Origin of the sequence: Streptomyces peucetius, from assembly GCF_025854275.1 — a bacterium.
Lineage (GTDB): Bacteria > Actinomycetota > Actinomycetes > Streptomycetales > Streptomycetaceae > Streptomyces > Streptomyces peucetius_A.
Genome location: NZ_CP107567.1, coordinates 6,840,690 through 6,865,312, shown reverse-complemented (window position 1 = coordinate 6,865,312; position 24,623 = coordinate 6,840,690). Strand labels below are relative to the sequence as shown.

23 protein-coding genes and 1 pseudogene are annotated in these 24,623 nt (G+C 73.3%); 11 read left to right on the top strand and 13 right to left on the bottom strand.

What is annotated here, in order from left to right:
• Window positions 1–84 precede the first annotated feature (84 nt).
• Both OGH68_RS31005 and OGH68_RS31000 read right to left on the bottom strand, forming a co-directional pair.
• Entirely contained in the window at window positions 85–636 is a 552-nt protein-coding gene (locus OGH68_RS31005) for a hypothetical protein (RefSeq protein ID WP_264248657.1), read from the bottom strand.
• Between the two features lie 132 nt (window positions 637–768).
• Window positions 769–2,184, bottom strand: a complete 1,416-nt coding sequence (locus OGH68_RS31000) for a phytoene desaturase family protein (RefSeq protein ID WP_264248654.1) — start codon at window positions 2,182–2,184, stop codon at window positions 769–771.
• Between the two features lie 88 nt (window positions 2,185–2,272).
• Here OGH68_RS31000 and OGH68_RS30995 point away from each other — a divergent pair, with 88 nt between their 5' ends.
• Window positions 2,273–3,067, top strand: coding sequence for a nucleotidyltransferase domain-containing protein (locus OGH68_RS30995; RefSeq protein WP_264248653.1), 795 nt, complete (start codon window positions 2,273–2,275; stop codon window positions 3,065–3,067).
• A 66-nt stretch (window positions 3,068–3,133) separates the two neighbouring features.
• Here OGH68_RS30995 and OGH68_RS30990 read toward each other — a convergent pair whose 3' ends face one another.
• The 5 genes from OGH68_RS30990 to OGH68_RS30970 form a co-directional block, all read right to left on the bottom strand.
• Window positions 3,134–3,952, bottom strand: coding sequence for an inositol monophosphatase family protein (locus OGH68_RS30990; protein WP_264248650.1), 819 nt, complete (start codon window positions 3,950–3,952; stop codon window positions 3,134–3,136).
• A 41-nt stretch (window positions 3,953–3,993) separates the two neighbouring features.
• On the bottom strand, window positions 3,994–5,775 hold the full coding sequence (locus tag OGH68_RS30985) for a gamma-glutamyltransferase family protein (protein ID WP_264250370.1): 1,782 nt from the start codon (window positions 5,773–5,775) through the stop codon (window positions 3,994–3,996).
• A gap of 19 nt (window positions 5,776–5,794) precedes the next feature.
• Window positions 5,795–6,037, bottom strand: coding sequence for a DUF6411 family protein (locus OGH68_RS30980; protein ID WP_264248648.1), 243 nt, complete (start codon window positions 6,035–6,037; stop codon window positions 5,795–5,797).
• A 56-nt stretch (window positions 6,038–6,093) separates the two neighbouring features.
• Window positions 6,094–6,903 carry a restriction endonuclease gene (locus OGH68_RS30975; RefSeq protein WP_264248647.1) on the bottom strand — a complete coding sequence of 270 codons (810 nt, stop codon included), beginning with the start codon at window positions 6,901–6,903 and terminating at the stop codon, window positions 6,094–6,096.
• A gap of 143 nt (window positions 6,904–7,046) precedes the next feature.
• Window positions 7,047–8,792, bottom strand: a complete 1,746-nt coding sequence (locus OGH68_RS30970; protein WP_264248644.1) for an HAL/PAL/TAL family ammonia-lyase — start codon at window positions 8,790–8,792, stop codon at window positions 7,047–7,049.
• Between the two features lie 256 nt (window positions 8,793–9,048).
• Here OGH68_RS30970 and OGH68_RS30965 point away from each other — a divergent pair, with 256 nt between their 5' ends.
• Window positions 9,049–11,181, top strand: coding sequence for a DUF1996 domain-containing protein (locus OGH68_RS30965; RefSeq protein ID WP_264250369.1), 2,133 nt, complete (start codon window positions 9,049–9,051; stop codon window positions 11,179–11,181).
• Window positions 11,182–11,292: 111 nt separating this feature from the next.
• Here the strand turns inward: OGH68_RS30965 and OGH68_RS30960 are convergent, their stop codons facing one another.
• Window positions 11,293–11,832 carry a TetR/AcrR family transcriptional regulator gene (locus OGH68_RS30960; protein ID WP_264248642.1) on the bottom strand — a complete coding sequence of 180 codons (540 nt, stop codon included), beginning with the start codon at window positions 11,830–11,832 and terminating at the stop codon, window positions 11,293–11,295.
• 85 nt (window positions 11,833–11,917) lie between these two features.
• Here OGH68_RS30960 and OGH68_RS30955 point away from each other — a divergent pair, with 85 nt between their 5' ends.
• Complete coding sequence (locus OGH68_RS30955) at window positions 11,918–12,829, top strand: SDR family NAD(P)-dependent oxidoreductase (RefSeq protein ID WP_264248639.1); 912 nt, start codon at window positions 11,918–11,920, stop codon at window positions 12,827–12,829.
• 31 nt (window positions 12,830–12,860) lie between these two features.
• On the opposite strand, the gene OGH68_RS30950 is transcribed toward OGH68_RS30955, so the two are convergent.
• The 5 genes and pseudogenes from OGH68_RS30950 to OGH68_RS30935 all read right to left on the bottom strand — a co-directional run bounded on the left by OGH68_RS30950 (window position 12,861) and on the right by OGH68_RS30935 (window position 16,303).
• Window positions 12,861–13,535 carry a M15 family metallopeptidase gene (locus OGH68_RS30950; protein ID WP_264248637.1) on the bottom strand — a complete coding sequence of 225 codons (675 nt, stop codon included), beginning with the start codon at window positions 13,533–13,535 and terminating at the stop codon, window positions 12,861–12,863.
• A gap of 111 nt (window positions 13,536–13,646) precedes the next feature.
• Window positions 13,647–14,153: a MarR family winged helix-turn-helix transcriptional regulator gene (locus OGH68_RS30945; protein ID WP_264248635.1), complete on the bottom strand. Its 507-nt coding sequence runs from the start codon at window positions 14,151–14,153 to the stop codon at window positions 13,647–13,649.
• A gap of 388 nt (window positions 14,154–14,541) precedes the next feature.
• A pseudogene (locus OGH68_RS36520) lies at window positions 14,542–14,673 on the bottom strand (FUSC family protein); the annotation flags it as partial.
• The gene (locus OGH68_RS36515; protein ID WP_413471138.1) at window positions 14,615–14,932 is read right to left on the bottom strand and encodes an FUSC family protein; all 318 of its coding nucleotides are present in this window, start codon (window positions 14,930–14,932) and stop codon (window positions 14,615–14,617) included. The pseudogene OGH68_RS36520 and the gene OGH68_RS36515, both read right to left, overlap by 59 nt.
• Before the next feature lie 345 nt (window positions 14,933–15,277).
• Window positions 15,278–16,303: an ArsR/SmtB family transcription factor gene (locus tag OGH68_RS30935; protein WP_264248634.1), complete on the bottom strand. Its 1,026-nt coding sequence runs from the start codon at window positions 16,301–16,303 to the stop codon at window positions 15,278–15,280.
• 225 nt (window positions 16,304–16,528) lie between these two features.
• On the opposite strand from OGH68_RS30935, the gene OGH68_RS30930 reads away from it, so the two are divergent.
• From OGH68_RS30930 to argC, 8 genes are all read left to right on the top strand, one after another.
• Entirely contained in the window at window positions 16,529–18,628 is a 2,100-nt protein-coding gene (locus tag OGH68_RS30930) for a peptidoglycan-binding protein (protein WP_264248632.1), read from the top strand.
• Window positions 18,628–20,508 (top strand): PhoX family protein, encoded by a 1,881-nt coding sequence (locus OGH68_RS30925; protein WP_264248631.1) that lies wholly within the window; start codon window positions 18,628–18,630, stop codon window positions 20,506–20,508. The genes OGH68_RS30930 and OGH68_RS30925 overlap by 1 nt, the downstream gene beginning before the upstream one ends.
• 92 nt (window positions 20,509–20,600) lie before the next feature.
• Window positions 20,601–20,951, top strand: a complete 351-nt coding sequence (locus tag OGH68_RS30920; RefSeq protein ID WP_264248628.1) for a peptidoglycan-binding domain-containing protein — start codon at window positions 20,601–20,603, stop codon at window positions 20,949–20,951.
• Window positions 20,952–21,195: 244 nt separating this feature from the next.
• The gene (locus tag OGH68_RS30915) at window positions 21,196–21,726 is read left to right on the top strand and encodes a DUF2470 domain-containing protein (RefSeq protein WP_264248626.1); all 531 of its coding nucleotides are present in this window, start codon (window positions 21,196–21,198) and stop codon (window positions 21,724–21,726) included.
• Window positions 21,723–21,926, top strand: coding sequence for a hypothetical protein (locus OGH68_RS30910; protein WP_264248624.1), 204 nt, complete (start codon window positions 21,723–21,725; stop codon window positions 21,924–21,926). The genes OGH68_RS30915 and OGH68_RS30910 overlap by 4 nt, the downstream gene beginning before the upstream one ends.
• A gap of 67 nt (window positions 21,927–21,993) precedes the next feature.
• On the top strand, window positions 21,994–22,713 hold the full coding sequence (locus tag OGH68_RS30905) for a siderophore-interacting protein (RefSeq protein ID WP_264248622.1): 720 nt from the start codon (window positions 21,994–21,996) through the stop codon (window positions 22,711–22,713).
• 90 nt (window positions 22,714–22,803) lie between these two features.
• Complete coding sequence (locus OGH68_RS30900) at window positions 22,804–23,460, top strand: isochorismatase family protein (protein ID WP_264248621.1); 657 nt, start codon at window positions 22,804–22,806, stop codon at window positions 23,458–23,460.
• Window positions 23,461–23,494: 34 nt separating this feature from the next.
• Complete coding sequence (argC, locus tag OGH68_RS30895) at window positions 23,495–24,535, top strand: N-acetyl-gamma-glutamyl-phosphate reductase (protein ID WP_264248618.1); 1,041 nt, start codon at window positions 23,495–23,497, stop codon at window positions 24,533–24,535.
• The last annotated feature ends 88 nt before the right edge of the window (window positions 24,536–24,623 follow it).

The following is a 24,623-nucleotide window of genomic DNA, read 5'->3' as shown; positions in this document are numbered from 1 at the left end:
GGGACACCCGCGGCGACGTCGACTGATCACCGCCACCGGAGGGATCGGCGCGGTTCCTGGTGTCGCCCGGGCCACCGGGCGCGGTCACGGCCGGACGTCGTCGAGCTGCCCGGGGAGCTGAGCGAGCAGGAGCCGGGCGTCGGCTCGCACGTTGCACTCGCTCATGGTGCGTTCGACCTGCACGGTGACACCGTCCCTGGACCGCAGGCGCAGCGTCATCTTCACCTCGCCGAGACCCTGCCGCGGGCCGTCCTGTTCCTCGAACTGCCGGTAGAGCGTGTTCGGCCAGCGGCCGGGATCGCTGTCCTGCCACAGCCGGAGGCCGGTGGTACTGAATCGGCAGCGTCGGCCGCCGTGCGGTTCCTGGAGCAACGAGTGGCTGACCGGCACGGTGCTGAAGAGCGGCCCGAGCCTGGCGGGCAGGTGGACGTTCTCGACCAGCCGGTGCTGCTGCCAGTGCCGGCCGGCGGGGACCGTCATCCGCAGCGCGGCCAGCAGGTACGGACGTCCGCCGGGTGCCGTGACGGGATGGTCGTCACGCCACTGGGGCCAGGACACGGAAGGCGGAGACACCGCCGGCAGGCCGTCGGGGCCGTGCGTGCCGCCTGTCAGCGGCACCAGCTGGTCGTCATCCACGAGCGGGATTATTCCAGGCCCCCGGGGCGCGGGGAGCCACGACCGTCCACATCGGGCAACAAGCTGCCCGACGGCCGTGGCCGGGCGGCCTGCTGACGAGGCGTCATGGGGCCGTGGTCGTCGGCGCCGGTGTCATCGCTCCCGGAGGCGGCGCCAGACGGCCTTTGCCGCGTGGTGGCCGGACATGCCGTGGACTCCGGGACCCGGCGGGGTGGCGGAGGAGCAGATGAAGACCGCGGGGTGCGCGGTGGCGTAGGGGACGCGGGCGAGCCTCGGGCGGATGACGGTCTGGAGGCCGGCGAACGCGCCGCAGGCGATGTCGCCGCCGACGTAGTTGGCGTTGCGCGCGGCCAGTTGGGGCGGGCCGGCCACGGCGCGGGCCAGGACCAGGTCGCGGAAGCCGGGGGCGAAGCGCTCCAGTTGGCGTTCGATCGCCTCGGTCGCGTCGCCCTCCCAGCCGGCCGGCACATGTCCGTACGCCCACAGGACGTGCTTGCCCTCCGGCGCCCTGCCGGGGTCGATCACGCTCGGCTGGGCGGTGATCAGGAACGGGGCCTCTGGCGCGCGGCCGGAGACCGCCGCGCCGAGGGCGGTCTCGATCTCGGCCGCGGTGGGGCCGATGTGCACGGTCCCGGCGGTGCGGGCCTCCTCGGCGGTCCACGGCATCGGGCCCGACAGCGCGTAGTCGATCTTGAAGGCGGAGGCGCCGTACTTGTAGCGCCAGTACGCCTGGCCGAGGCCGGCGATCCTGGCGAGGGCGGTCGGCGAGGTGTCGAAGATGTACGCCCGGGCCGGCGGCAGCTCGTCGAGCCGCTTGACCGTGGTGCCCGTGTGGATGGTGCCGCCCTGTTCGCGCAGGCAGGAGGCGAGGGCGTCGGAGATGGCCTGGGAGCCGCCGCGCGGGACGGGCCAGCCGACCTCGTGCGCGGCGAGGGCGAACAGCAGGGCGATGCCGCCGGTGGCCAGGCCGCTGGTGGGGGCGATGGCGTGGGCGGCGAGCCCGGCGAGCAGGCCGCGCGCCTTCTCGCCGTGGAAGCGGCGGGCGAGCATGCTCGCGGGCCGGATCGCGTCGAGGCCGAAGCGGACGTAGCGGTACGGGTCGCGGGGCAGCCCGTCCCAGGGGGTACGCAGGAAGTCGGCGGCGAGGTCGTCCCAGTGGCCGAGGTAGGGCGCGACCAGCCTGCGGTACGCACCGGCGTCGGCCGCGCCGAAGGACATGGCACTCTCGCCCACGGAGCGGCTGAGCACCGCAGCGGTGCCGTCCGGGAACGGATGCGCGAGGGGCAGTTCGGGGTGCAGCCATTCGAGGCCGTGGCGGGCCAGGGGCAGGGCGCCGAAGGCGGGAGAGCCGATGCCCAGCGGATGGACCGCGGAGCAGGGGTCGTGGCGGAAGCCGGGGAGGGTGAGCTCCTCGGTCCGCGCGCCGCCGCCGACGGTGTCCAGGGCCTCGTGGACGGCGACCGAGAAGCCGCGGCGGGCCAGTTCGACCGCGGCGGTCAGCCCGTTGGGGCCCGCTCCCACGACGACGGCATCGAGCATCGACGGCACCTTCGGACTCCTTTGTCAGCCGACGGCCAGGGGTCCCAAGGATATTCCGGGGCGGTGACATCGCGTGACCGGGTACCGTCCGGTCGCGATGAACGACACGATCGAAGACATGGCGGCGCGGCTCGCGCGGACGTCCGGTGTGCGTGCGGTGGCGCTCGGCGGCAGCCGGGCCCGGGGCACCCACCGGCCGGACTCCGACTGGGATCTCGGCGTCTACTACCGGGGCGGCGTCGATGTCGGCGCCCTGGCGGCGCTGGCGTCCGAGCTGACCGGCGGGCCGGTGGAGGTCGCGGCGCCGGGTGGCTGGGGCCCGTGGGTCGACGGCGGTGCGTGGCTGTCCTTCGGCGGAGTGCCGGTGGACTGGATCCTGCGGGACCTGGACCGGGTCGAACGAGTCTGGGCGGACTGCCTGGCCGGGCGGTTCGAGGTGGGGACACAGGCGGGGCACCCCCTGGGGTTCTGGTCGCCGGCGTACGCGGGCGAGGTGGCGCTGTGCCGCGTACTGGCCGATCCCGCGGGCGAGTTGACGGCGCTGCGGGAGCGGACGCGGACGTATCCGGAGCCGTTGCGCCGTGCGCTGGTCGCCGCAGCGTGGGAGGCGGAGTTCTCCGTCGCCGCCGCGGCCAAGTCGGTCGGGGCCGGGGACGCCCTGCACGTGTCGCTGTGCCTGTCACGGGCGTTCGGCGTGCTGGCGCAGGCGCTGCACGCCCACCACGGCGTGTGGTGCCTGAACGAGAAGGGCGCGCTGGCGGCGGCCGCGGCGCTCCCCGGGGCCCCGACGGACTTCACGAAGCGGGCGTCGGCGGCGCTGCGCGGCCTGGACGCGGCGGCGGTGGCGGACGCGGACGCCATGATCAGGGAGGTACGGGCCCGGCTGGGGTGATCCGGTCCGGGGTGCACCGGGCTCTCGGGACCGGCCGCCGGGCCGGGGCGGGACGGGTGCCGCGCGTCAGGTCAGCAGTTCCCTGACCCGGCGGGCGGTGGCCTCGTCCCGTGCCGCCGTGAACGGGAGATCATTGGCGCCCGCGATGCGGAACGGCTCGCCGGTGACCGTGAGATGGGCGCCGCCCGCCTCCGTGACCAGCAGCAGCCCGGCCGCGTGGTCCCAGGCGAGCTCCCAGGAGAACGCCACCGCGTCCAGGTCACCGCGTGCGACGGCCAGGTACTCGAGACCCGCGGAGCCGCACGGCCTGGCCTCGACGCCCGGGACGGCGAGTCCCAGCAGGGCGCGCTTCTGCTCGGGGGTCGTGTAGTCCGGGTGCGACATGGCGACGCGGAGCACCGCACCGGGCTCGGGCGAACCGGACCGCAGCGGTGTGCCGCCCAGCCGGGCGCCCCGGCCGCGGACGGCGACCGCGAGCTCGTCCAGCACGGGGGCGTACGTCCAGGAGGCGAGCACCTCGCCGCGCAGCGCGAGCGCGACGAGCGTGCAGAACCCCGGCTCGCCGTGCACGAACTGGCGGGTGCCGTCGACCGGGTCGACGATCCAGACGGGCGCGTCGCCGTGCAGCGCGTCGGCGACGGCCGGATCGGCGTGCACCGCCTCCTCGCCGACGACCACGGAACCGGGCAGCAGCGCCGTGAGGGAAGCGGTCAGGTGCTCCTCCGCACAGCGGTCGGCGATCGTGACGAGGTCGTGCGGGCCGGTCTTCTCGTCGACCTCGTGCGCCGCGAGCCGGCGGTAGCGCGGCACGATCTCGGCGGCCGCGGCCTTGCGCACGGCCTCCTCGACGTCGGACAGGTCACCGGTCAGAAAGTCATCGATCATGTGTCAAGACAATCACGCCCGGCTGACATCGCGGGAGGCGCTCAGCGCCCCGCCGCGTAACCCTGCATTCCCCTGGGGTTCGCCGCTGCGGAGAGCACACCGGTGCCAGGGTCGCGGGCCACGGCGCAGAGCCTGCCCTCCGACCAGGGGCCGCCGACGGTGACGTCGTGGCCGCGCTGCCGCAGGGCGTCGACGACGTCACGGTCCATACGGGACTCGACCGTGACGCTGCCGGGCCGCATGCCGCGTGGGTAGAACGAACCGGGGAAGGCGTCGTTGTGCCAGTTCGGGGCGTCGATCGCGCCTTGGAGGTCGTAGCCGCCGCGGACCCTGCCGCGCAGGGCGACGGCGAGGAAGAAGTGCAGCTGCCACTGGTCCTGCTGGTCGCCTCCGGGTGTGCCGAACGCCATCACGGGCACGCCGTCGCGCAGCGCCAGCGAGGGGGTCAGGGTGGTGCGGGGGCGGCGGCCGGGGGTGAGGGAGTTCGGCAGGCCGGGCTCGAGCCAGGTCATCTGGAGCCGGGTGCCGAGCGGGAAGCCCAGCTCGGGCACGACGGGATTGGACTGCAGCCAGCCGCCGCTCGGGGTGGCCGCCACCATGTTGCCCCACCGGTCGACGACGTCGACGTGGCAGGTGTCGCCCTGGACGGCCCCGTCCCGTGCCACGGTCGGCTCCCCCGCCCCCGGCACGCCGGGGCCGTCGGAGATCACGTCGGCGGCCCGGGCGCTCAGCACGGGGGTGCGGCCGCCGGGGCTGCCGGGCCGCAGCTCGTACGAGGCCTTGTCGCCGATCAGCGCGCGGCGGGCGGTGTTGTACGGCGCGGAGAGCAGGTCGTCGAGGGGCACGTCGGCGGCGTCGCCGTACCAGGCCTCTCGGTCGGCCATCGCCAGTTTGCAGCCCTCGATGAGCAGGTGGACGTACTCGGCCGAACCATGGGCGGGCAGTTCCCGCGGCAGCAGGGCGAGTTGCTGGAGGAACGCGGGGCCCTGGCTCCAGCCGCCGGCCTTGCACAGGATCCAGCCGTTCCAGTCGTACGTCACGGGCGCCTCGTACGTGGCCGACCAGCCGGCCAGATCGTCGGCGGCGAGGGTGCCGGCGTGGCGTTCGCCGGTGGTGTCCATGGTGGGCCGGGCGGCCTGCCGGACGAGCGCCCGCGCGACGAAACCGGTGCGCCACACCTGCCGCGCGGCCTCGATCTGCCCGGTCCGGTCGGACGCGGCGGCCTCCGCCTCCGCGATCAGCCGCCGCCAGGTGGCGGCGAGGACGGGGTTGCGCAGCGGCGTGCCGGGGACGGGGGCGCGTCCGCCGGGGAGGTACACCTCGGCGGACGAGGTCCATTCGGTCTCGAAGAGCCCGCGTACGGTCTCCACCGTCTCGCAGAGCCGTTCGACGGGAGGGTGGCCGTGCTCTGCGTAGCCGATGGCGTAATCCAGCACTTCGGCGAGGGACTTGGTGCCGTGGTCGCGCAGCAGGACCATCCACGCGTCGAACGCGCCCGGCACGGCGGCGGCCAGCGGACCGGTGCCGGGGACGAGTTCGAGGCCGAGCGAGCGGTAGTGCGCGACGGTGGCTCCGGCAGGCGCGACGCCCTGACCGCACAGGACGCGCACCTCGCCGCCGGCCGGCGCGACGATGACGGGCACCTCCCCGGCCGGCCCGCACAGATGCGGTTCGACGACGTGGAGCACGAACCCGGCGGCGACGGCCGCGTCGTAGGCGTTGCCGCCCCGCTCGAGCACGGCCATCGCGGACTGCGAGGCGAGCCAGTGCGTGGAGGACACCATCCCGAAGGTGCCCTGGAGCGTCGGCCGGGTCGTGAACACGGGCATCCCCTCGTCCTGGCTAGAACGGCAGACGGCCGCGCGCCCTGCGGCCCGCCCCGCCGCTGCGGCTCACAGCGCCGGAGCCGCTGCGGAATGGTTTGCTGAATATACGCCCCAGGAATCCGGGCGCCTTGCCGCCGGCGCGCGAACCAAGGCCGAGGGTGCGCTGGGCGCCGCGCTGGGGGTGCCGCGACAAGCGCGGCGCGAGGAACGCGAGTACGGCGAGGACGACGCACACGGCAGCGATTCCGACGATCATCATGGTGGCCTCCTGTCCTGGTCGTCTGTCCGCCTGCCCCCAGCAGTCCGCCGCATGCGTCACGTCCCGGCCCCGCCGCCCTGCTCTCGTGTCCCCGAAGCGGGTGCGGGCGGGGTGGGCGCCCGGGGCGCCTCCCCCTCCCACGGGGCGGGACCGGCGCCTTCGGTCCAGGCGACCAGGTCGGCGTGGTCCAGGCACCGGATACCGCACTGCGCGGCGTAGTCGGCGGCGGGCCGGGTGAACTCGCCTGTGGTCACGACGGCGGCCACGGCCGCCCCGTGCACCGCGAAGCAAGTGCCGCCGAAGCGCTGTACGTCCTGGGAGCCGACCTTGTTCTCCGGACCGTACCGCTTGCACTGGATGACGACCCGCGTGCCGTCGGGCGCGATGGCGATGACGTCGGCACCGAGATCGCCGGCACCGCCGACGACTTCGACGTCCCGGCAACCGTCCCGCTCGCACAGGGCGGCCACCGCCTGCTCGAAGTCCTCCGGGTCCATGGCAGCGAGGTCACCGGCTTCGAACGTGTCCGGGGCCTCTTCGTCATCGGGGACCGACGCGGCCGCACGCTCCTGTTCCGCCGCACCCGCTTCGACGGCCTCACGGGTGAGTTGCGAGAGGTTCGCGGCGAGACGGCGCGCCGCGCGGCGCCGGCGGGTGCCGTGCAGTATCAGGACGGCCACGACGAGCAGGGCTCCCGCGGCCACGGCGACCGAGGGCCGTTCACCGGCCGTCCTGACGACCAGTTGGAGCGAGAGTCCCGCGATGCACAGGAGGAGTGCGACGAGGCCGAAGAAGACCATCAGCCGGCGAAGACTGAAGGCCGGTCTGCGCCGGCGGCGTGCCGAGGGTTCGGGGGGAGCGGTCATGTGCGGCGATCACCGCCGTCGGCTGCGACAAGATCGTTCATGGGGACCGTGTGCCCCGTTGGCCGGCTTTCAACTGCCCGGCCCGGCAAGGCACTCGGCGGCGGCCCCACCGGTTCGCCTGCGCGCGTCACGTCCTCGTCATGTCATCGCGGCGCCGGCCCCAGCTCACCGGCTCGGACGAGGTCGGTCATCTCGACGAGGTCAGGCGTCAGATAGCGGTCGTCGTGGAGCGGTTCGATGTGCGCGCGGACCCTGTCGTGGAGGGAGCGGACGCCCTTGCCGAGGGACAGGCCGGCCATCTTCTTCCCGATCAGGTCGATGCCCTGCGCCGACATGAGTGCCAGGACGGCCTGCACGGTCTCGAGGCGGTCCAGGTTCTGGTGGAGGTGGCGTACGGAGGCCATCGCCATGGTGTTGTGGTCCTCCTGACCGTCCTTGGCGGGCCGGGAGAGCACACCGGCGGCCATGGCCCTTACCTGCATCTCCGGGACGAGCGCGGCGGCCACGGTCTGGACCTGGACCATGCCGGAGTTCAGGCCGGGCGTGCCGCCCGCGAGGTTGGCGGGAAGGCCGTAACTCCACTTGGGGGAGAGCAGCCGCGCGGAGAGTTCCTGGCTGTGGACGCCGAGGTCCGCGATCTGGGCGTTCAGTGTGTCGGCGGCATGACCGAGGAGAGCCCCGTCCCAGTTGCCGCCCATCACGAACTCGTGGCCCCGGCCCGAACCGCGGGCGAACACCAGCGGATTGGAGGTGGAGGCGTTGGCCTCGCGTTCGATGTCGCGGCGGCCCTCCGCGAGGGTCTTGCGCAGCGCGCCGTAGATGTGCGGAGCGGCGCGCAGGGACACCGCGTCCTGGATGCGGGGGTGGTCCTCGCCGAGCCGTCGGCGGCCCTGTTCGGTGGTCCACTCGCTGCCGTGCAGCAGTTCCCGGAGGCGTTCCGCGACCTTCTCCTCCTCGGGGATCCGCCGTTCGGCGTGGGTACGGGCGTCCAGGCTGCTGATCTCCGCCCGGGTGGCGTCCATGAACATGGCGAGCGTGCCTTCGGCCAGGCCGGCCGCCTTGGTGGCGCGGTGCAGGGCGTCGGCGTACGAGGCGAGGACGACGGTGCTGCCGCTGATGATGGGCAGGGCCTCGCCCTGCTCCAGCTCGAAGGACGGTTCGAGACCGGCGCGGCCGAGGATCTGCGCGGCGGGCCCCTGCTCACCTCGGTAGCGGGCGGGTGCCTTGTCGCCGGTGAGGACCATGCCGACCGCGGCCATGGGCTGGAGGTCGCCGGAGCCGAGCGAGCCGATCTGGGGAACGACCGGGGTGACACCGGCGGTGACCAGGTCGTTCATCCGGTCGACGAGCTCCGGGCGGACGGCCATCGCGCCGCGGGCCATCTGGTTGGCGCGCAGCACCATGACCAGACGTGCGACCCGCTCGGGCAGCGGCTCGCCGACGCCGGCGGCGTGTGAGCGCAGGATGCGCTTCTGGAACTCCTTCTGCTGCTCGCTGTCGAGCTGCTTGTCCTTGAGCGGGCCCAGAGCCTGGTTCCAGCCGTACACGCGAGCGCCCTTGGAGAGTTCGTTGAGCGCGCCGTCGCGGATCTGCCGCATACGTCTGCGGCTCTCGTCGGAGAGTTTCACCGCGACCGACTTGGCGTCCAGGACGTCGAACATGTCCTGGGCGGTCAGCGACTCGCCGTCCAGGACGAGTTGGAGGTGGGCCTCGGCCCGCGCCCCCGCCCCGGGGCCGGTCGGCCCGCCGCCGGCGGCGGCGTCAGGGGCGAGGAACAGCGTGATCAGGGCGGCGGCGGCGACGAGCGAGAGGGGTTTCCTCGACGAGCGGGCGGCGGTCACGGGCGAGCGGCGTATGGGGGCAGGGGTGTCCGTCGGTGCAGGCGGCATGGGGGAACCTTTCCCGGGAGCGGAAGGTCGTCGGGCCTTTGGAAGGCCATACCAGGACCCTAATGGCCATGCGTTCCAGGCCGCCTGCCCCGGCCCTGCCGTACGGGCTGTTCGAGTGAGAGACCGTGATTAGGCGGGCGGCAGCCGGTTTTCGTGCGGCGTTGAACATCTCGCCCGTTGACCGCGTATGCATCTGGACGTGCCCTGTGCGGGCACCGTCATGCCCCCACCCGTGACACAGCAGACGGAGTTCTCCATGGCACGAGCTACGCGAAGACGCCCGAGAGCAGGCGCACGGACGGTCGCGGCCTCGATCGCGCTGATCCTCGGCGGTGGCGGTCTCATCGCGGTCAACTCCTACGCCGCTGCCGGGGAGGGGCACGGCCCCTGGCCGGGCGGCGAGACCCGGCAGGAACAGCGGGAGACCCTCGGCGCCGGGCCTTCCCCCGTGACCGTCAAGTGCCCGGAGGCGGCGAACGGGCTCCCGGAGGTACCGGAAGCGGCCAGGGCCGAGGTGGACCGTGAACTGGCCACGATGGACAACGGGATCACCGAGGCGTACCAGCGGTTCGCCGACGAGCAGGAGCAGATCGCACGGGATCCGCGGTTCGCGCAGAACGCGATACTCGGGCCTCTCCGGAACAAGCGTGAAGCGGGCCTCGACCGTATCGCGGAGGCCATCGGCCGGATCACCGGACAACGGCCGCAGGGCCTGCGGGCGCTGGCCCCCTGCACCCTGCAGACCGACGGCGGGGACGGGGCCGGCCAGGACGGCGGGGCCGACGGCGGCGACGCCGGCGGTGATGGCGGCGGCGTCGAGGCGGGCAACGGCGGGCAGGCGGGCAACGGCCCCGAGCCGTCCGACTTCGCCGACATCCGTACCGTCGCCCCGAACGTGCAGAACCCGCCGCGGCTGCGCGGCGCCTCCCGCGGCACGTTCACCACGGACTGCGGGGTCAACGCGAACGGCAAGTTCAACCCGGACAACGTCATCGTCGCTCCGGGGGTGAGCAACGGCGCCCACCACATGCACGACTACGTGGGCAACCAGGCCAACGACGCGTTCGCCTCCGACGAGGACCTCGCGGCGGGCGCCACCACGTGCCGCGACGAGGGCGACCGGTCGACGTACTACTGGCCGGTGCTGCGGCTGCAGAACGGTCAGGACGAGGACGACGCCCAGGCGGACGGCGGCGGCAAGGACCGCAACGTCGGCGAGATCCTGACCCCGTCGCAGGTGACGCTGGACTTCGTCGGCAATCCGCGGGGCAAGGTCACCGCCATGCCGCGGTTCCTGCGGATCATCACCGGTGACGCGAAGGCCTTCGTCAACGGCGACGCGAACGCCAACGCGTCGTGGAGCTGCACCGGCTTCGAGGACCGACAGCTCGAGGACAAGTACCCGGTCTGTCCCCAGGGCAGCAAGGTGGTGCGCAGTTTCAGGTTCCAGAGCTGCTGGGACGGCCGGAACACCGACAGCGCCAACCACCGCACCCATGTGGCCTTCACGGACGCGAGCGGCCGTTGCCCGGGCGGCTTCGTCGCCATTCCGCAGCTGGTCCAGCGGATCGTCTACGATGTGCCGCCGCCGGTCTTCGAGGGCGCGGACGCCGCCGTCTTCGCGCTCGACTCGTTCCCGGAGCAACTGCACAAGCCGGTCACCGACCACGGCGATTTCATCAACGTCTTCGACGAGAAGCTCATGCGGGAGTTGGTGAGCTGTCTCAATGAGGGACGCCGCTGCGGCCCCGGCGACGCGTCGCAGACACCGGGCGGCAGGACCCAGGAGCCGAAGGACGCCCCGGGAACGGCGACCGGAACGCCCACCGCCCCGGCGGAACAGGAGACCGACGCGCCCGCCCGTCCGACCGCGCCCGCGGCCGACCCGGAGCCCGCGCCCGCGGCACCCCGTGAGCCCGCGACACCCACCGCCGCGCCCCCCAACGCCGACAGGCCCGCGGCTGAAAGGTCCACGGCCGAGCACCCCGCCGAGAAGCAGGAGACCGAGGCCGAGCAGGCGCCCCGGGCACCCGAAGCGGCACAGGCGCGCCCCGAAGCGGCAAAAGTTCCCGCGGCGCCGGCCGCACCGGCTGCCGGCGCCTCCCCCGGGCCGAGTGAGCCGGCCACCGCAGCGGATGCGCGGCGCCCGGCAGCGCCTGCCGGGACGGACACCACCGCACAGGCCCCGCCGACGCCCACAACCACGGCCGACGAGCCGCCGGGCGTGCCCGTGCCGGACGGTGGCGACGCACCGCAGGCGGTGGGGGGCGGCGCCCTCGCGGAGACCGGGGCTCAGCTGTGGCCGTCGGCCGCCGGGGCCGTGCTGCTGGTCGCGGGCGTCGCACTGCTCCGCGTCCGCACGCGCCGTGGGGTCACCCGTCGCCGATGACGCGGCGGTCGCCCGGACGCTGCCCGCTCATGCCCCGCCGACCCGTCCTGAGGCGCAGGACGGGCGCGCCTCCACGGCGAGGGGCATGAGCCCGGCGGCAGCCGGGCCGCGTCAGGCCACGACGGAACGCAGTGCCAGTTCGATCCAGCGGTCTCGGGCCGCTTCCGGCAGCGAGTCGTCCGGCGCGGTCGCGGCGATGAGGGCGAAGTCCGCCGTGGTGATGTCGGGACGCAGGAGCCCGCGGGCGTGGGCGACGACGGTGATGCGGTCCAGCTCGGCGAAGCCGCGGCTCTCCATCTCCTGAAGGGCGTCGGCCGCCAGGCCGACGGCCGCCGCCTTGACTGCCTTGTCGGCGGCCGGTTTGTCGATGAGCCACTCGAGGAGGCCGCGGAGTTCGGCGATCGGGTCGGCGCCGCCGTCGACCCGGTCGGCCGCGGCCCGGACGTCGGCGACGAGCCGCTCGGTCAGTTCGTCCAGCGCGGCGGCGATCAGGTCGGACTTCGTGGGGAAGTGGCGATACAGCGTCCCGACGGCCACTCCCGCCGTCGCCGCGATCTCGTCCATCCCGACGGCCTCGCCGTGCGAGGCGAGCAGTGCGCCCGCGGCCTCGAGGATGCTCTGCCGATTGCGCGCCGAGTCGGCCCGGACCATGGCTCTCTCCCCGTCTCCGCTTGACCGAAGGTGAACTTGCGTTCACTATAAATGGTGAACCGATGTTCAGGTTAGGGAGACGGTCATGACCGGATGGACCGAAGAACAGGTGCCCCACGTCGCCGAGGACACCGTCGCCGTGGTGACCGGGGCCAACACCGGGCTGGGTCTCGACACCACCCGGGTGCTGGCGCAGCGCGGAGCCACCGTGGTGATGGCCTGCCGCAACCAGGAAAAGGCCGCTGCTGCCCGCCGCTCGCTCGTCGGCCGCGGCATCGACCCGCACCGGCTGCGCACGGCGTCCCTGGACCTCGCGGACCAGGCGTCGATCGCCGATTTCGCCGACGGGCTGCCGGACGGCCGGATAGGCCTTCTGATCAACAACGCGGGGCTGATGGCGGTCCCCCGGTCCCGCACCGTGGACGGCTTCGAGACCCAGTTCGGGGTCAACCACCTCGGCCACATGGCTCTGACGCTCCGTCTGCTGCCCCGGCTGAACGCCACACCGGGCGCCCGGGTGGTCACCCTCACCAGCATGGGCCACCGTCCGGGCCGTATCCGGCTGCACGACCCGAACTTCCGAAGTGGCCGCTACAACCGCTGGACGGCCTACTTCCAGTCCAAGCTGGCGAACATGCTCTTCGCCGCCGAATTGGCCCGGCGCAACGAGGGCCGTGGCGCGCTGTCCCTCGCCGCCCACCCCGGCTACGCCGCCACGGAGCTCGGCAAGGACGCCGGGTTCCAGGCGCGTCTCCTCTCGGTCGCCGACAGGATCGCCGCTCAGCCCGCCGCCGCCGGCGCATGGCCCACGCTGCGCGCCGCCACCGACCCGGCCGCCGTCAGCGGCGCCCTGTACGGGCCCCGGCGGCTGGTGTCGGGCAGCGCCGTCCGCGAGACGCCGAGCCGCACCGCGCGGCGGGCCGACCTCGCCGGCCGTCTCTGGGACCTCTCGCTCGACCTGCTGTCGCCCGCGAAGGTCACCGACCCGCTGGCGTAGCGGAATCCACCGGGCAGAGGCCGAGCCGCGGTCAGGTCCCGTCGGCGGAGAAGTGCTGGTAGTCCGGGGGCGACCAGCGGCCGCCCCACTCCCAGCCGGCCTCCTCCATCGCCGTGGTGACGGCGTCGCCCGGAGTGATCATGCCCTGGGCGGGCCGGCGGCGGTCGAGGCGGTCCTCGGCGCCCGGCGGGTGCACCTCTCCCGAACGGTCGACGTACGGGTTCTCCGCGGGGTTGATGTCGACGGCGTCCCCGTAGGAGTGACGCGACAGATGGCGGGCGTCGCCCGTCACCCGGCGGCAGTTGAACGCGGAGGTGTTGTCGGCCGCCATGGCCCTGGCGTCGTCGCCGTCGTACTCGGCCATGACCCGCATGCGGTGGATGGGGAAGCGTTCGTCGAAGACCTTCTTGAAGACGTGCAGCAGGGGCCGGACCTGGTCCTGATGGACGATCAGCTCTCCGCGGTGGACTCGGCCGTCGAAACCCCAGTGGTTCATGGCGATCAGCCGCAGCCGGGACGGCGGCACGGGGCAGCCCGGTTCGTAGCTCCGGCCGAGTTTGGACGGGGGCACGTCGCTGACGGTGGCCGACAGCCGCGGGACGTCACCCGTGGCGTCCCGGACGGGCACGGCGCCCTGTGCGGGCACGGCGCCGAGTGTGAGACCGAGGGCCAGGACGGGCGCGGCGGCCCGGCGCGCGACGTTCACCCTTTCAGGGTAAGGACACCGGGGCCGGACGGCCCCTTCGCGCGACGCCGGGCCGCGTCAGCGCCCGGTCAGCCCGGGGCCGGGTCAGCCGGGCCGGGGCGCCCGGCCGGGTCAGCGCCGGGCGGCGCCGAGGCGGCCTTCGAGCTGCACCAGCAGCTCACCGAGGTCGGCGCACAGGCGGCTGCGGCTCTCCTCGCCGAGTCCGGACAGGACGGCCCTCTCGTAGGCGAGCTGCTCGGGCAGCAGCCGGTCGACGAGTTCCCGGCCGTCGTCGGTGAGCCGGACGTGGGCGACGCGGCGGTCGCGGTCGTCGCCGCGCCGGTCGACGAGCCCCCGCTCCTGGAGGGCGCGCAGGCGTTTGGTGACGGCCGCCCCGGAGGAGAACGTCTCACGGGAGAGCTCGCCGGGAGTGAGCTCGCGGGCGGTGCGGCGGACGGCACCGAGCAGGTCGAACTCGGCCCGGGTCAGTCCCGCCGAGCGCAGCGGGGCGTCGTCCGCCTGCTGGAGCAGTGCGGAACAGCGGTTGATGCGGCCGATGAGTTCCATCGGCGCGGTGTCCAGCGCGGGATCGACCGCCTGCCACTGCCGTACCACCGAGGCGACGATGTCGTCCGTCACACCGCTCCCTTCTCCAGGGCGGGGGGCTGGCCCGGTCCGGGCAGCCCGCGCCGGCCTGTTGTCGCTGCGAGCGTACGGTGTGCCGTCCGCTCGGCCGCGAGCACCCGCTCCTCCGGGAGGCCGGGCCGCCGCCGTTCGCCGGCCGCGGCGTCCTGCGCCTCGCGCACCTCGACCAGGGCGGCGGCCAGTCGGCGGCCCGCGCGGTCGACGTCGGCCGGCGCGGCCGCGGGGCCGGCGAGGATGCGTTCGGCGTCGGCGCGGGCCTGCTCGGCGGCGACGAGCGCCTGCTCCGCGCGGCGCGCCGCCCGGCGGTCACGGCCGTCGCGGCGAGCAGTCCGGCAGCCGCTCCGGTCAGGGTGTCGAGCACGCGGTCGCCGATGAGGGTGCCCGGGGGGTGCGTGCCGCTCGACTCGACGAGAAGCAGTGCCAGGGGAGTGACGGCGACCGAGCCGAGCCAGTAGTTACGGGTGATCAGGGCTTCGGCCGCGAAGCTGAAGAACATCAGGCACAGCACCAGGGCGACGGGCCCGGTCCTGACCAGTGGGAAGACGGCGGCGAAGGCCAGGACGCCGAGCAGGTTTGCCCAGGGTGCGCTGGAGGGTCCGGTGCCGACTGAGGACGACGTTGATCTGGAGGACGGACGCCGCGGTGACGACGGCCCAGTACGGCCGGTCGACGCCCAGGGCCACGGCGGCGCAGCCGGCGAGCGCGCAGCCGACGAGGGTGCGCAACGCGACGGGCGCGTGCGGTGAGCCGGGCCCCAGGCCGCGCAGCAGCATCCGGCGGTGCCGCCGCCGCACGGACCGGCCGTGCTCGGCACCGGCCGGTTCCGCGGCCTCGCCGGGCGCGCGCGGCACGGCGCCCCCACCGCCTGCGCGCCGCGCTCGACGCCGACGGCGTGGGCGACGCCGATCTCGAACTCCACCTGGTGGGCGGCGGGACGCACTGGTGCTCCGCCGGCACCGACACGTGCGCCGTGCGGCAGACCAAGCGCAGCTGAGGCGTGGGGTCGGGGCCCGGCGGGACGCCGGCGGCATGCCGAGCGCCTCGGCGCCGACGCCCGTCGGTGGCACGGCCCGGTGCACCGGCCCCGAGCGTGCACCGGCTCCCCGGCAGGGACCTGTTCACGCCCGTCGAGGGGCGGCCGCCTCCCGGGCGTGGCGCAGGGCGGCCCGCAGGACCGAGGCTCCCACCGGCGTCAGCGTATGCAGCACGCTCGCGCCGTTCCGGCTGCTGGTGATCAGACCGGCGTCGCGCAGCACGCCCGCGTGCCTGCTGGCGGACGACGCGGAGACGCCGACGGCGCGGGCCATCTCGCCCGTGGTGGCGCCGCTCGCCGCGGTCCGCAGGACCGCGGCCCTGGCCTGTCCGAGGAGGGCGGTGAGGGCCTTGCCCGGCGACGCGTCCTCGGCGTCGGGGGCCGAAACGGGCGGCTCCTGGAAGACCGGGTAGCACAGGACCGGTTGCAGCTCCGGGTCGGCGAAGCTCACGGGAGCGCCCCAGGAGAAGTAGGACGGAACGAGCCGCAGACCGCGGCCGTTCAGGTACAGGTCCCGGTCCTCCGCCGGATACTTGACGTACAGGACGGGGCTCTCCCAGCGCATCATGGGGCCGAAGCCGGCCAGCATTCCCTCCACACCACCCGTCATCAGAGCGCGGAAGCGCGTTGTGCGCTCGGCCTCGATCCGGGCCTCCATGTGCTCCGAGTGCGGTGCGATGACCGCCTCGTGGTAGGTCCGCAGCATCCGCACGAGGTCCTGCCGCCCCCGGGCGCCGGGAATCTCCGTCGCCCACCGTGGGGTCGCGGTGCTGCGCGAAAGCCGGCCGATCTCCGCCGCGACCCGCTCGGGACGGGTGTCGAGAATCGCCGCGAGCCCGCTCTCCAGACCTTCCGCCGCCTGAATCGGCGTCAGGAAGTCGGGAAAATAGACCCCTTTCGAGTACAGGGGCAGCAACTCGGTGCGGATGGCCCGCTCCACACCCTTCTCCCGCAGTTCGCGGCGAGCCGAGTCGTGCCACCGGGCGAAGGCCCAGCGCCCTCGTGACGACTGCAACCGGTGCAGACTCGCGGCCAGTTCCCAGAGCGGGTCCGGCGCCTCGGCCAGCGTCGTTCTCGCCAGATCGACCTCGGTGAAGTGGATGCGCAGCATCGTTTCCCCCCGCTGAGCTGGTCCTTTGCACTGAGCCGCAACAGTATGGACGGGCTCGGCGGCCCCGGGCAACGATGACACCCCCGCCCCGGTCAACCGGCTTGCGCGGCAACCGAATCACTGGTGGGCGTCCACCCCGTCACGGTGCGTCCCTCACGGGCACGAGCCCGCCCGCGGCATCCGGTGAGCACCTCGACCACACCAGAGAGGCTGTGATCTCCCCACATGGCATCCGTCACCATAGAGAAGCGGTCCACCTGGGCCCAGCACATCATCATGGGCCTGTTGACCCTGAGGAAAGAGGGTCGCGACAACCAGTGGTTCGTCGACTACTACAGCAAGCCGCCACGCGAGTCCAGCCGCGCCTGGGAGCCCTGGAGAGGCGGCGTCTTCATTCACTACATGGGGAGCTTCTTCTCCTTCTCCCCCGACTCCGAGACCGACTGCCGCAAGAAGATCGCCGGGATGTTCCCGTCGCACTGGGAGGAGGCCGGGGACATCGAGTACAACTTCCTGGTCTGCCCGCACGGCACGATCTACGAGGGCCGGGGGTACGAGCGCGGTGAGGCGAACGGAGGCGCCTACATCGACGTGGACCGCACCCGCAGTCTCGGCAGGAACACCGCGTTCTATTCGATCCAGGGGATGCTGGCCGAGGACGACAGGCCCACGTCCGCGATGCTGGAGTCGATGCGGAATCTCGTCTGGCATCTGCGTCACGAACTCCCGGACCACCAGAAGGCGGGAGGCCTCATATATCCGCACAGCGCCGGCGGATGGCCCACCGAGTGCCCGGGCACGTACCTGACTCCGCTGGCGCAGCAGGGGGAATACCTCGACCCCGAGCCGCCGAGCACCGGCGGGGGCACCAAGCCGCCCGTCCCCGCGCCCCGGCTGCGGATCATCAGCCGGTCCGGCTGGGGTGCACGGCCGCCCCGTGACGTGGCGAAGGTACCCACGTCGGAGCGCACGGGATTCGTGGTGCACTACTCCGCGGGCCCGCCGAGCCAGACCGTACGGGCGATCCAGAACTACCACATGGACTCGAACGGCTGGTGGGACATCGGCTACAACTTCCTGGTCGACCAGGGCGGCCGGCTCTACGAGGGGCGCGGCTGGTACAACGAGGGCGCGCACACCCGCGGCCACAACAGAACACACATCGCGGTGTGCTTCATCGGCCGCAACGGTGACGCCACGCCCGCGGCGAAGCGGGCCATCCGCAGCCTTTACGAGAAGACCAACGACGTCGTCGGCCGGACCCTCTCGACGACGTACCACAGCGCGCTGGACTCCACCCAGTGCCCGGGTGACGACCTGCGGTCGTGGGTGCGTTCGGGGATGCCCGTGGACGGGCTGAGCGAGGTGGTGGGTGGCGGCGAAGCCGGTACACCGGGCGCCATGCGGACGGTCTCGTCCCAGCAGGAGGCCGTGAACGGCCTCGGATACACCCCGGCGCTCGTCGTCGACGGCATCTTCGGACCCAACACCGAAGCCGGCGTCAGATGGCTCCAGGCCAAGGTCGGCACGGATGTGGACGGCATCTGGGGGCCCATGACGGAGGCCGCCTACCGGGCGTACATCGGCACCGGCACCAGTACGAACGGGCTGACCTCGATCAGGTCGGTCGCATCGCAGCAGCGTGCCGTGAACGGCCTCGGGTACTCCCCGGCGCTCGACGTGGACGGCATCTTCGGACCCAACACCGAAGCCGGCGTCACATGGCTCCAGGCCAAGGTCGGCACCACCGCGGACGGGCTGTGGGGCCCCGACACCGAGGCCGCGTACAACGACTACACCGGCGGAGAGGCGACGTACTCCGACGGCGGGCTCACGACGATCCGCTCGGTCGTCTACCAGCAGAACGCGGTGAACGGCCTCGGGTACTCCCCCGCGCTCGTCGTCGACGGCATCTTCGGACCCGACACCGAAGCCGGCGTCACATGGCTCCAGGCCAAGGTCGGCGTCACCGCCGACGGACTGTGGGGTCCCGACACCGAGGCCGCGTACGGCCGTTACCACGACGGTGCCCGGCTGACCGTGGACGGTGAGTTCGGTCCGAGGACCGTCGCCGCGACCCAGCAGGCCGTCGGCGCCACCGCGGACGGCGTGTGGGGACCGGAGTCCGTACGCGCCCTGCAACGGCATCTGAACACCTGGGCCGACGCGGGCCTCGTCGTGGACGGCGACTTCGGTCCGGGCACGGTGAAGGCGCTGCAGCAGCACCTGAACAGCATGACCGGTGCCGGTCTCACCCTCGACGGAAGCTTCGGACCGGCCACGGTCAGGGCCCTGCAGACCGCTCTCAACCAGGGGAGGCTCTGATGCGCGACGACGCCACGACGAACGCCGCGACGAACGCCACGGACACCATGGGCACCGCGGACACCACGCGCCCTTCACCGCCCGGCATGAACCGCCGTGGTGTTCTCACCGGCGGCGCTCTGGCGGCCGCCGGGCTGCTGGGCCTGGGCATCCCGCAGGCCGCGGCGGCCGCCGCCGCGCCGCCCGGACGGTCCGGCGCCGGCCCCATCGGCCCGTCGGACTTCACCGCGGTTCCCGCGAGCGAGGCGGACACCGTCACCGTCCCCGCCGGATTCACGGCGGACGTCCTGGCCCCGTGGGGTCTGGCACTGCGCGCCTCCGGGCCGCGGTGGCGCGCGGGCGGCGGGAACACGGCGGCCGAGCAAACCGTGCAGATCGGCAGCCATCACCACGGCCTCCAGTTCTTCCCCACGGCGAAGGGCGCGGCAGGCAGCCGCCAGGGACTGCTGGTGATCAACCACGAGACGGCCGACCGCGCGCTGCTCGGCGGCGGGGACGACAAGGCACTCGCCGCCCAGGGCATCTCCGTGGTGGCGGTAAGGGAGACCGGCGGACGCTGGCAGGCCGTGGACTCGACCCGCAACCGGAGGATCACGGGCGACACGCCGGTGCGGTTCTCCGGCCCCGTGACCGTGGACCGCACGGCGCGCGGTGTGCTGGCGTGCAGCGGTCACGGCGTCACCCCGTGGGGCACGTATCTGGCCGCCGAGGAGAACTTCAACGCCTTCTTCGGCACCGACGACCCCGGATGGCGGCGGAGCGAGGCGGACGTGCGCTACGGGCTGTCCGCCACCGGCTTCGGCCACTCCTGGCACCGTGCCGACCCCCGGTTCGACCTGGCCTCCGCCGAGGCGCGGCCCAAGGAGTTCGGCTGGGTGGTCGAGTTCGACCCCGGCGACCCGTCGTCCGTGCCGGTCAAGCGCACCGCCCTCGGGCGCTTCATGCACGGCGGCGCCACGGTCACCGAGGCCGCCGGGCGTGTGGTGGTGCACAGCACGGACGCCGAGGACGGCGAGTACCTCTACAAGTACGTGAGCGACGGCGGTTGGCGCGAGCTGCGGGCGGCGGGCCGAAGCCCGCTCGACCACGGCACCCTGTACGTGGCGCGGATCTCTCCGGACGGCACGGGCGAGTGGCTGCCGCTGCGGCACGGACAGGGCCCGCTCACCCGTGCCGCGGGCTGGCGCGACCAGGCCGACGTCCTCCTGCGGGCCAGGCTCGCCGCGGACGCCCTCGGCGCGACACCGCTGGGGCGGCCGGAACGGGTCGCCGTCGGACCGGCCGGCGACGTGTATCTGGCGCTCGCCAACAGCAACGGCGGCTCGCCGTGCGCGCACCCGGGCGGAGGCGGCGTACCGTCCTCGGCCGGCTTCGCTCCGCAGGGCGACCCGTACGGGCGGATCATCCGGTGGCAGGAGAACCACGAGGAGCAGGGCACGGGGGAACATGCCTTCCGCTGGCAGGAGTTCCTCACCGTCGGTGACCCGCTGCCGGCGTCCGACAGCGCGTTCGCGGCGCCCAAGGGCCTGTGGTTCGGCGCGGACGGAACCCTCTGGATCTCCACCGGCATCTGTGGCGACGACCTGCACGGGCCCTCCCCCGCACACCGGGAGGCCGGGAACAACGCTTTGCTGGCCGCCGACACCGCCACGGGGGCGGTCCGGCGTTTCCTCACCGCCCCTCGTGGCGCCGAGGTCACCGGCGTCACCGCCACGCCGGACGGCCGGACCCTGTTCGTCAACATCCAGCACCCCGGCGAGCGCACGGCCCGCTGGGGCGCCCCGGACGCGGGCGATCCCGGTGCCGTCAGCACCTGGCCGAACGGCCCGGCCGACGGCAGGCCCCGCTCCGCCACCGTCGCCGTTCACCGCACCGCCTGAGAGCACGGCGGGGCGCGCGGCCGGCTCGCGGACGCGGCGGAGCCGTCGGGCACCGGGGACTTGTTCCGACACCTTCGATCAAGGAGAACCGTATGAAGCTCAAGTCGGCGGCTCTGGGAGCCGCCACCGTCCTGCTCTTCGGTCTGGGAGCCGCGGCTCCGGCCGCCGGCGCCGCCCCCGTGCAGCAGGGCACGGCCGACAGAGCCCCGTGTCCGGAGACCCACAGCCATCCGGAGATCAGCATGGGCAGCACGGGCACCGCCGTCCGGCACGCGCAGTGCCTGCTCCAGCACGGCGCGGGCTACAAGAACGTGGAGATCGACGGGATCTTCGGCCGTATCACCGACATCGCCGTGCGGGACGCGCAGTCCCGGTGCGGCGTCGACGTCGACGGCATCGTCGGCCCGGACACCTGGTGGTGCCTGCACGCCTTCAACCAGTGAGCACCGGGGGTTCTTGAGGGGCGCGGTGCGTGACGTCGGTTCACGTGACACCGGCTCACGAAACCGCGCGCCGCGCCCGGCTCCCCGGCCCCGCTCACGCGCCTCCACCACCGCGGTGGGGGCGCAGTGCGTTGGACCGGACGGGAGCCGCTCGTGACATGGATCACGTTCGCCCTCTTCGACCCGGACACCCCTCCAACGAAAAGTAAGGTTAGCCTTACCTCAACTGGAAGGAGGTCGCCCGTTGAGCACCCACGCCGACACCGCCCCGCCCGAACCGACCGCCGCCGCAGCCGCCGAGAGCGTGCGCAGCGTACTGGCCCGTGCGGTCTCGCTGTCCCTCACCACCGCCGGGCAGTCCTACGACCTGATCGGCATGCATTCCGTCAGCACCAGGGGGCGGATCACGCTCCACCCCAGGACCTGCAGCCCGTTGGAGCGCCAGGCCGCCGGCGCGCCGCGCGGCAGCCTCGCCGCCCTGCTGGAGTTCACCGACATCGCGCCCACCGCCGTCCGGGACCGCGTGCGGGCCAGAGTGACGGTCTCCGGATGGCTCGCCCCGGCGGGCGACGGCGGCCTGCGGCTCGACATCGCACGCGTCACCCTGCGGACACCGGCGGGCACGGCGGACGTCGGGCTCGACGAGTTCACCCTCGCCGAGCCCGACCCGCTCGCCGTCGAGGAGGCCGCGATGCTCACCCATCTCACCGACGCCCACGGGGAGTTGACGGACGAGCTACTGGGGCTCGCGGGCCCCGACTGCCGGCCGGCATGAACCGGGTCCTGCCCTTCGCCCTGGACCGCCACAGCGTCACCCTGCGCTGCGAGTACGACACCGGCCATTGCGATCTACGCCTCCTGTTCCCGGCGCCCGCGCGCGACGCCGCCGAGGCCGGCGAGCGGATCCGGCAACTCCTCACCGCACCCCGGGAATGCGCGCACCGGCATCACCCCGCCTCCCGGCCCCGGCCCTGACGCGTCCGCCGAGCCGCACCGCACCATCACCCCGACCCACCCCACAACGAGCCCCAGGAGCAGCGCCATGGGACACGGCTGGCAAGGCGCCGTCCTCAGACTCATGCGAGGCAAGGACTTCACCTTCACCGTGCGGGCCGGCGAACGGGTCTCCGACCGCCTCCACCGCGTCTCCTTCACCGACGGAGGCATGCTCCGGGCGACGGGCACCCATCCGACGATGTGGGTCCGTCTCTGGTTCGACAACGACGGCCGGCCCCATCAGCGTGGATACACCCTCGTGGACGCGGACCCGTCCGCCGGCACGTTCGGCATCGACTTCGCCCTGCACGCGGGGTGCGCCAGCGACTGGGCCCGTAGCGCCCGCCCGGGCGACACGGTCGAAGCGACGGTCCAGGGCTCGGAGTTCACCGTGCCGGACCCCCTGCCGTCACGCCTCCTCGTGGTCGGCGATCCGGCCTCCCGGCCCGCCATCGACTCCCTGCTGGAAGCGATGCCGCTCACGCCCGCCACTGTGTGGTTCGAGACGACCCACCCGCTGGACGACGACCACCTCCCCCGTGGGGGCGGCGTGCACCACGAGGTCATCCGCGTGCCGCGGCGGGACGACGGCGCACACCTGGCGGAGACGGTGCGGCAGGCGCTGCCGGGCCTCCTGGACGACGACTCCTATCTGTGGATCGCCTGCGACACCACGACCACCCGCTTCCTGGCCTCCTTCGCACGGCGGCAACTCAGTCTGCCGAAAGAGCGGTTGCACGCTCTCGGCTACTGGCGGGCGGCCTGAGAGGCCGATCCCACTTGGGCTTAGGTTAGGCTAAGCTAAGTCACATTCGAGGCCCGATCGCGGGCCGGACCATCAGGGGAGGGGCGAGCCATGGGTTTGCCGGTCATCGCGTCCTACTCCATGCCCGACCGCGCCGCCCTGCCCCGTTCGTGCGCCTCCTGGTCCATCGACCCCGAACGCGCGGCGCTGCTTGTCCTCGACATGCAGAACCACTTCGTACGGGCCTTCCCGGCACAGCGGTCGCCGGTCGTGGAGCTCGTCGAGAACATCGCAGCGCTGCGCGAACTCGCCGGAACGCTCGGCATGCCGGTCGTCTTCAGCGCCGAGCCGGCCGCCCAACTCCCCGGCCAGCGCGGCCTCGTCGCCGACGTCTGGGGTCCCGGCATCGGTGACGAACCCGAGGAGTCCGCGATCGTCGAGAGGCTCACGCCCCGCCCCGGCGAACACGTGCTGCCCAATGTGCGCCCCAACGCCTTCCTCCGCAGCCACCTCGGCCGGCTGCTGCGCTCCCAGGGCCGCGACCAGATCGTCGTCTGCGGCGTGTACGCGCACCTCGGCGTCCTGCTGACCGCGGCGGACGCCTTCATGAACGACATCCAGCCCTTCGTCGTCGCCGACGCCGTGGCCGACTTCTCCGCCGAGGAACACTCCATGGCCCTGCGCTGGGCCGCACGCAGCGGCGTGGTCTGCACGACCGACGCCCTGCTGCGCGACCTGCTGCTCGGCCGGGTCCCACGAGACGCCTGACGGCATCACCACTCAATCAGGAGAACGGAAGAACATGACCGTACGGGTCGCGGTGGCCGGAGCCAGTGGCTACGCCGGCGGGGAGATCCTGCGTCTGCTGACCTCGCATCCCGGGGTGGAGATCGGGGCCGTGACGGCGCACAGCAGCGCGGGCCGGACGCTCGGGGAGGTGCAGCCCCAGCTGGCCGCCCTGGCCCACCGGGTGCTGGAGGAGACGTCGGCGAGCACGCTGCGCGGGCACGACGTGGTGTTCCTCGCGCTGCCCCACGGCCGGTCCGCCTCCCTGGCAGCGGAGTTGGAGCCCGGCACGCTGGTCGTGGACTGCGGCGCGGACTTCCGCCTCCGTGAACCGGCCGACTGGCAGCGGTTCTACGGCACCGAGCACGCGGGGACCTGGCCGTACGGTCTGCCGGAACTTCCCGGAGCCCGCGACGAACTGAGAGGCACCACGCGCATCGCCGTACCCGGCTGCTACCCCACGGCGATCACCCTGGCCCTCTACCCCGCCTACGCGGAACGGCTGGTGGAACCCGAGGCCGTGATCGTCGCGTCGAGCGGCACCTCGGGAGCGGGTCGCGCCCTCAAGCCACGGCTGCTCGGCTCCGAGGTGATGGGCGCGATGAGCCCGTACGGGGTGGGCGGCGGCCACCGGCACACCCCGGAGGTGGCGCAGAACCTGTCCCGGGTGGCGAACGAGCGGGTGACCGTGTCCTTCACACCGACCCTTGCCCCCATGCCGCGCGGCATTCTCGCCACCTGCTCGGCCCGGCTCCGCCCCCATGTCGCCTTCGACGGCCGCACGGACGAGGTGCGGGAGGTGTTCGGGGCCGCGTACGCGGACGAGCCGTTCGTCCGGCTGTTGCCGGACGGCCAGTGGCCGTCCACGGGCGCGGTGCTGGGCTCCAACACCGTGCAAGTGCAGGTGGCCGTCGATGCGGCCGCCCGCCGGCTGATCTGCGTGAGCGCAGTCGACAACCTCACCAAGGGCACCGCGGGTGGCGCGGTGCAGAGCATGAACGTCGCCCTCGGCCTGCCGGAACGGCTTGGCCTGCCCACGAACGGAGTGGCTCCGTGAGCGACGTACGCGCAGCCGCCGGCCCGCAAATGACGACGAAGCCCGCACCTCTGAGCTGCGCGGGCGGAGAAGCGAACGGAGTGGCACA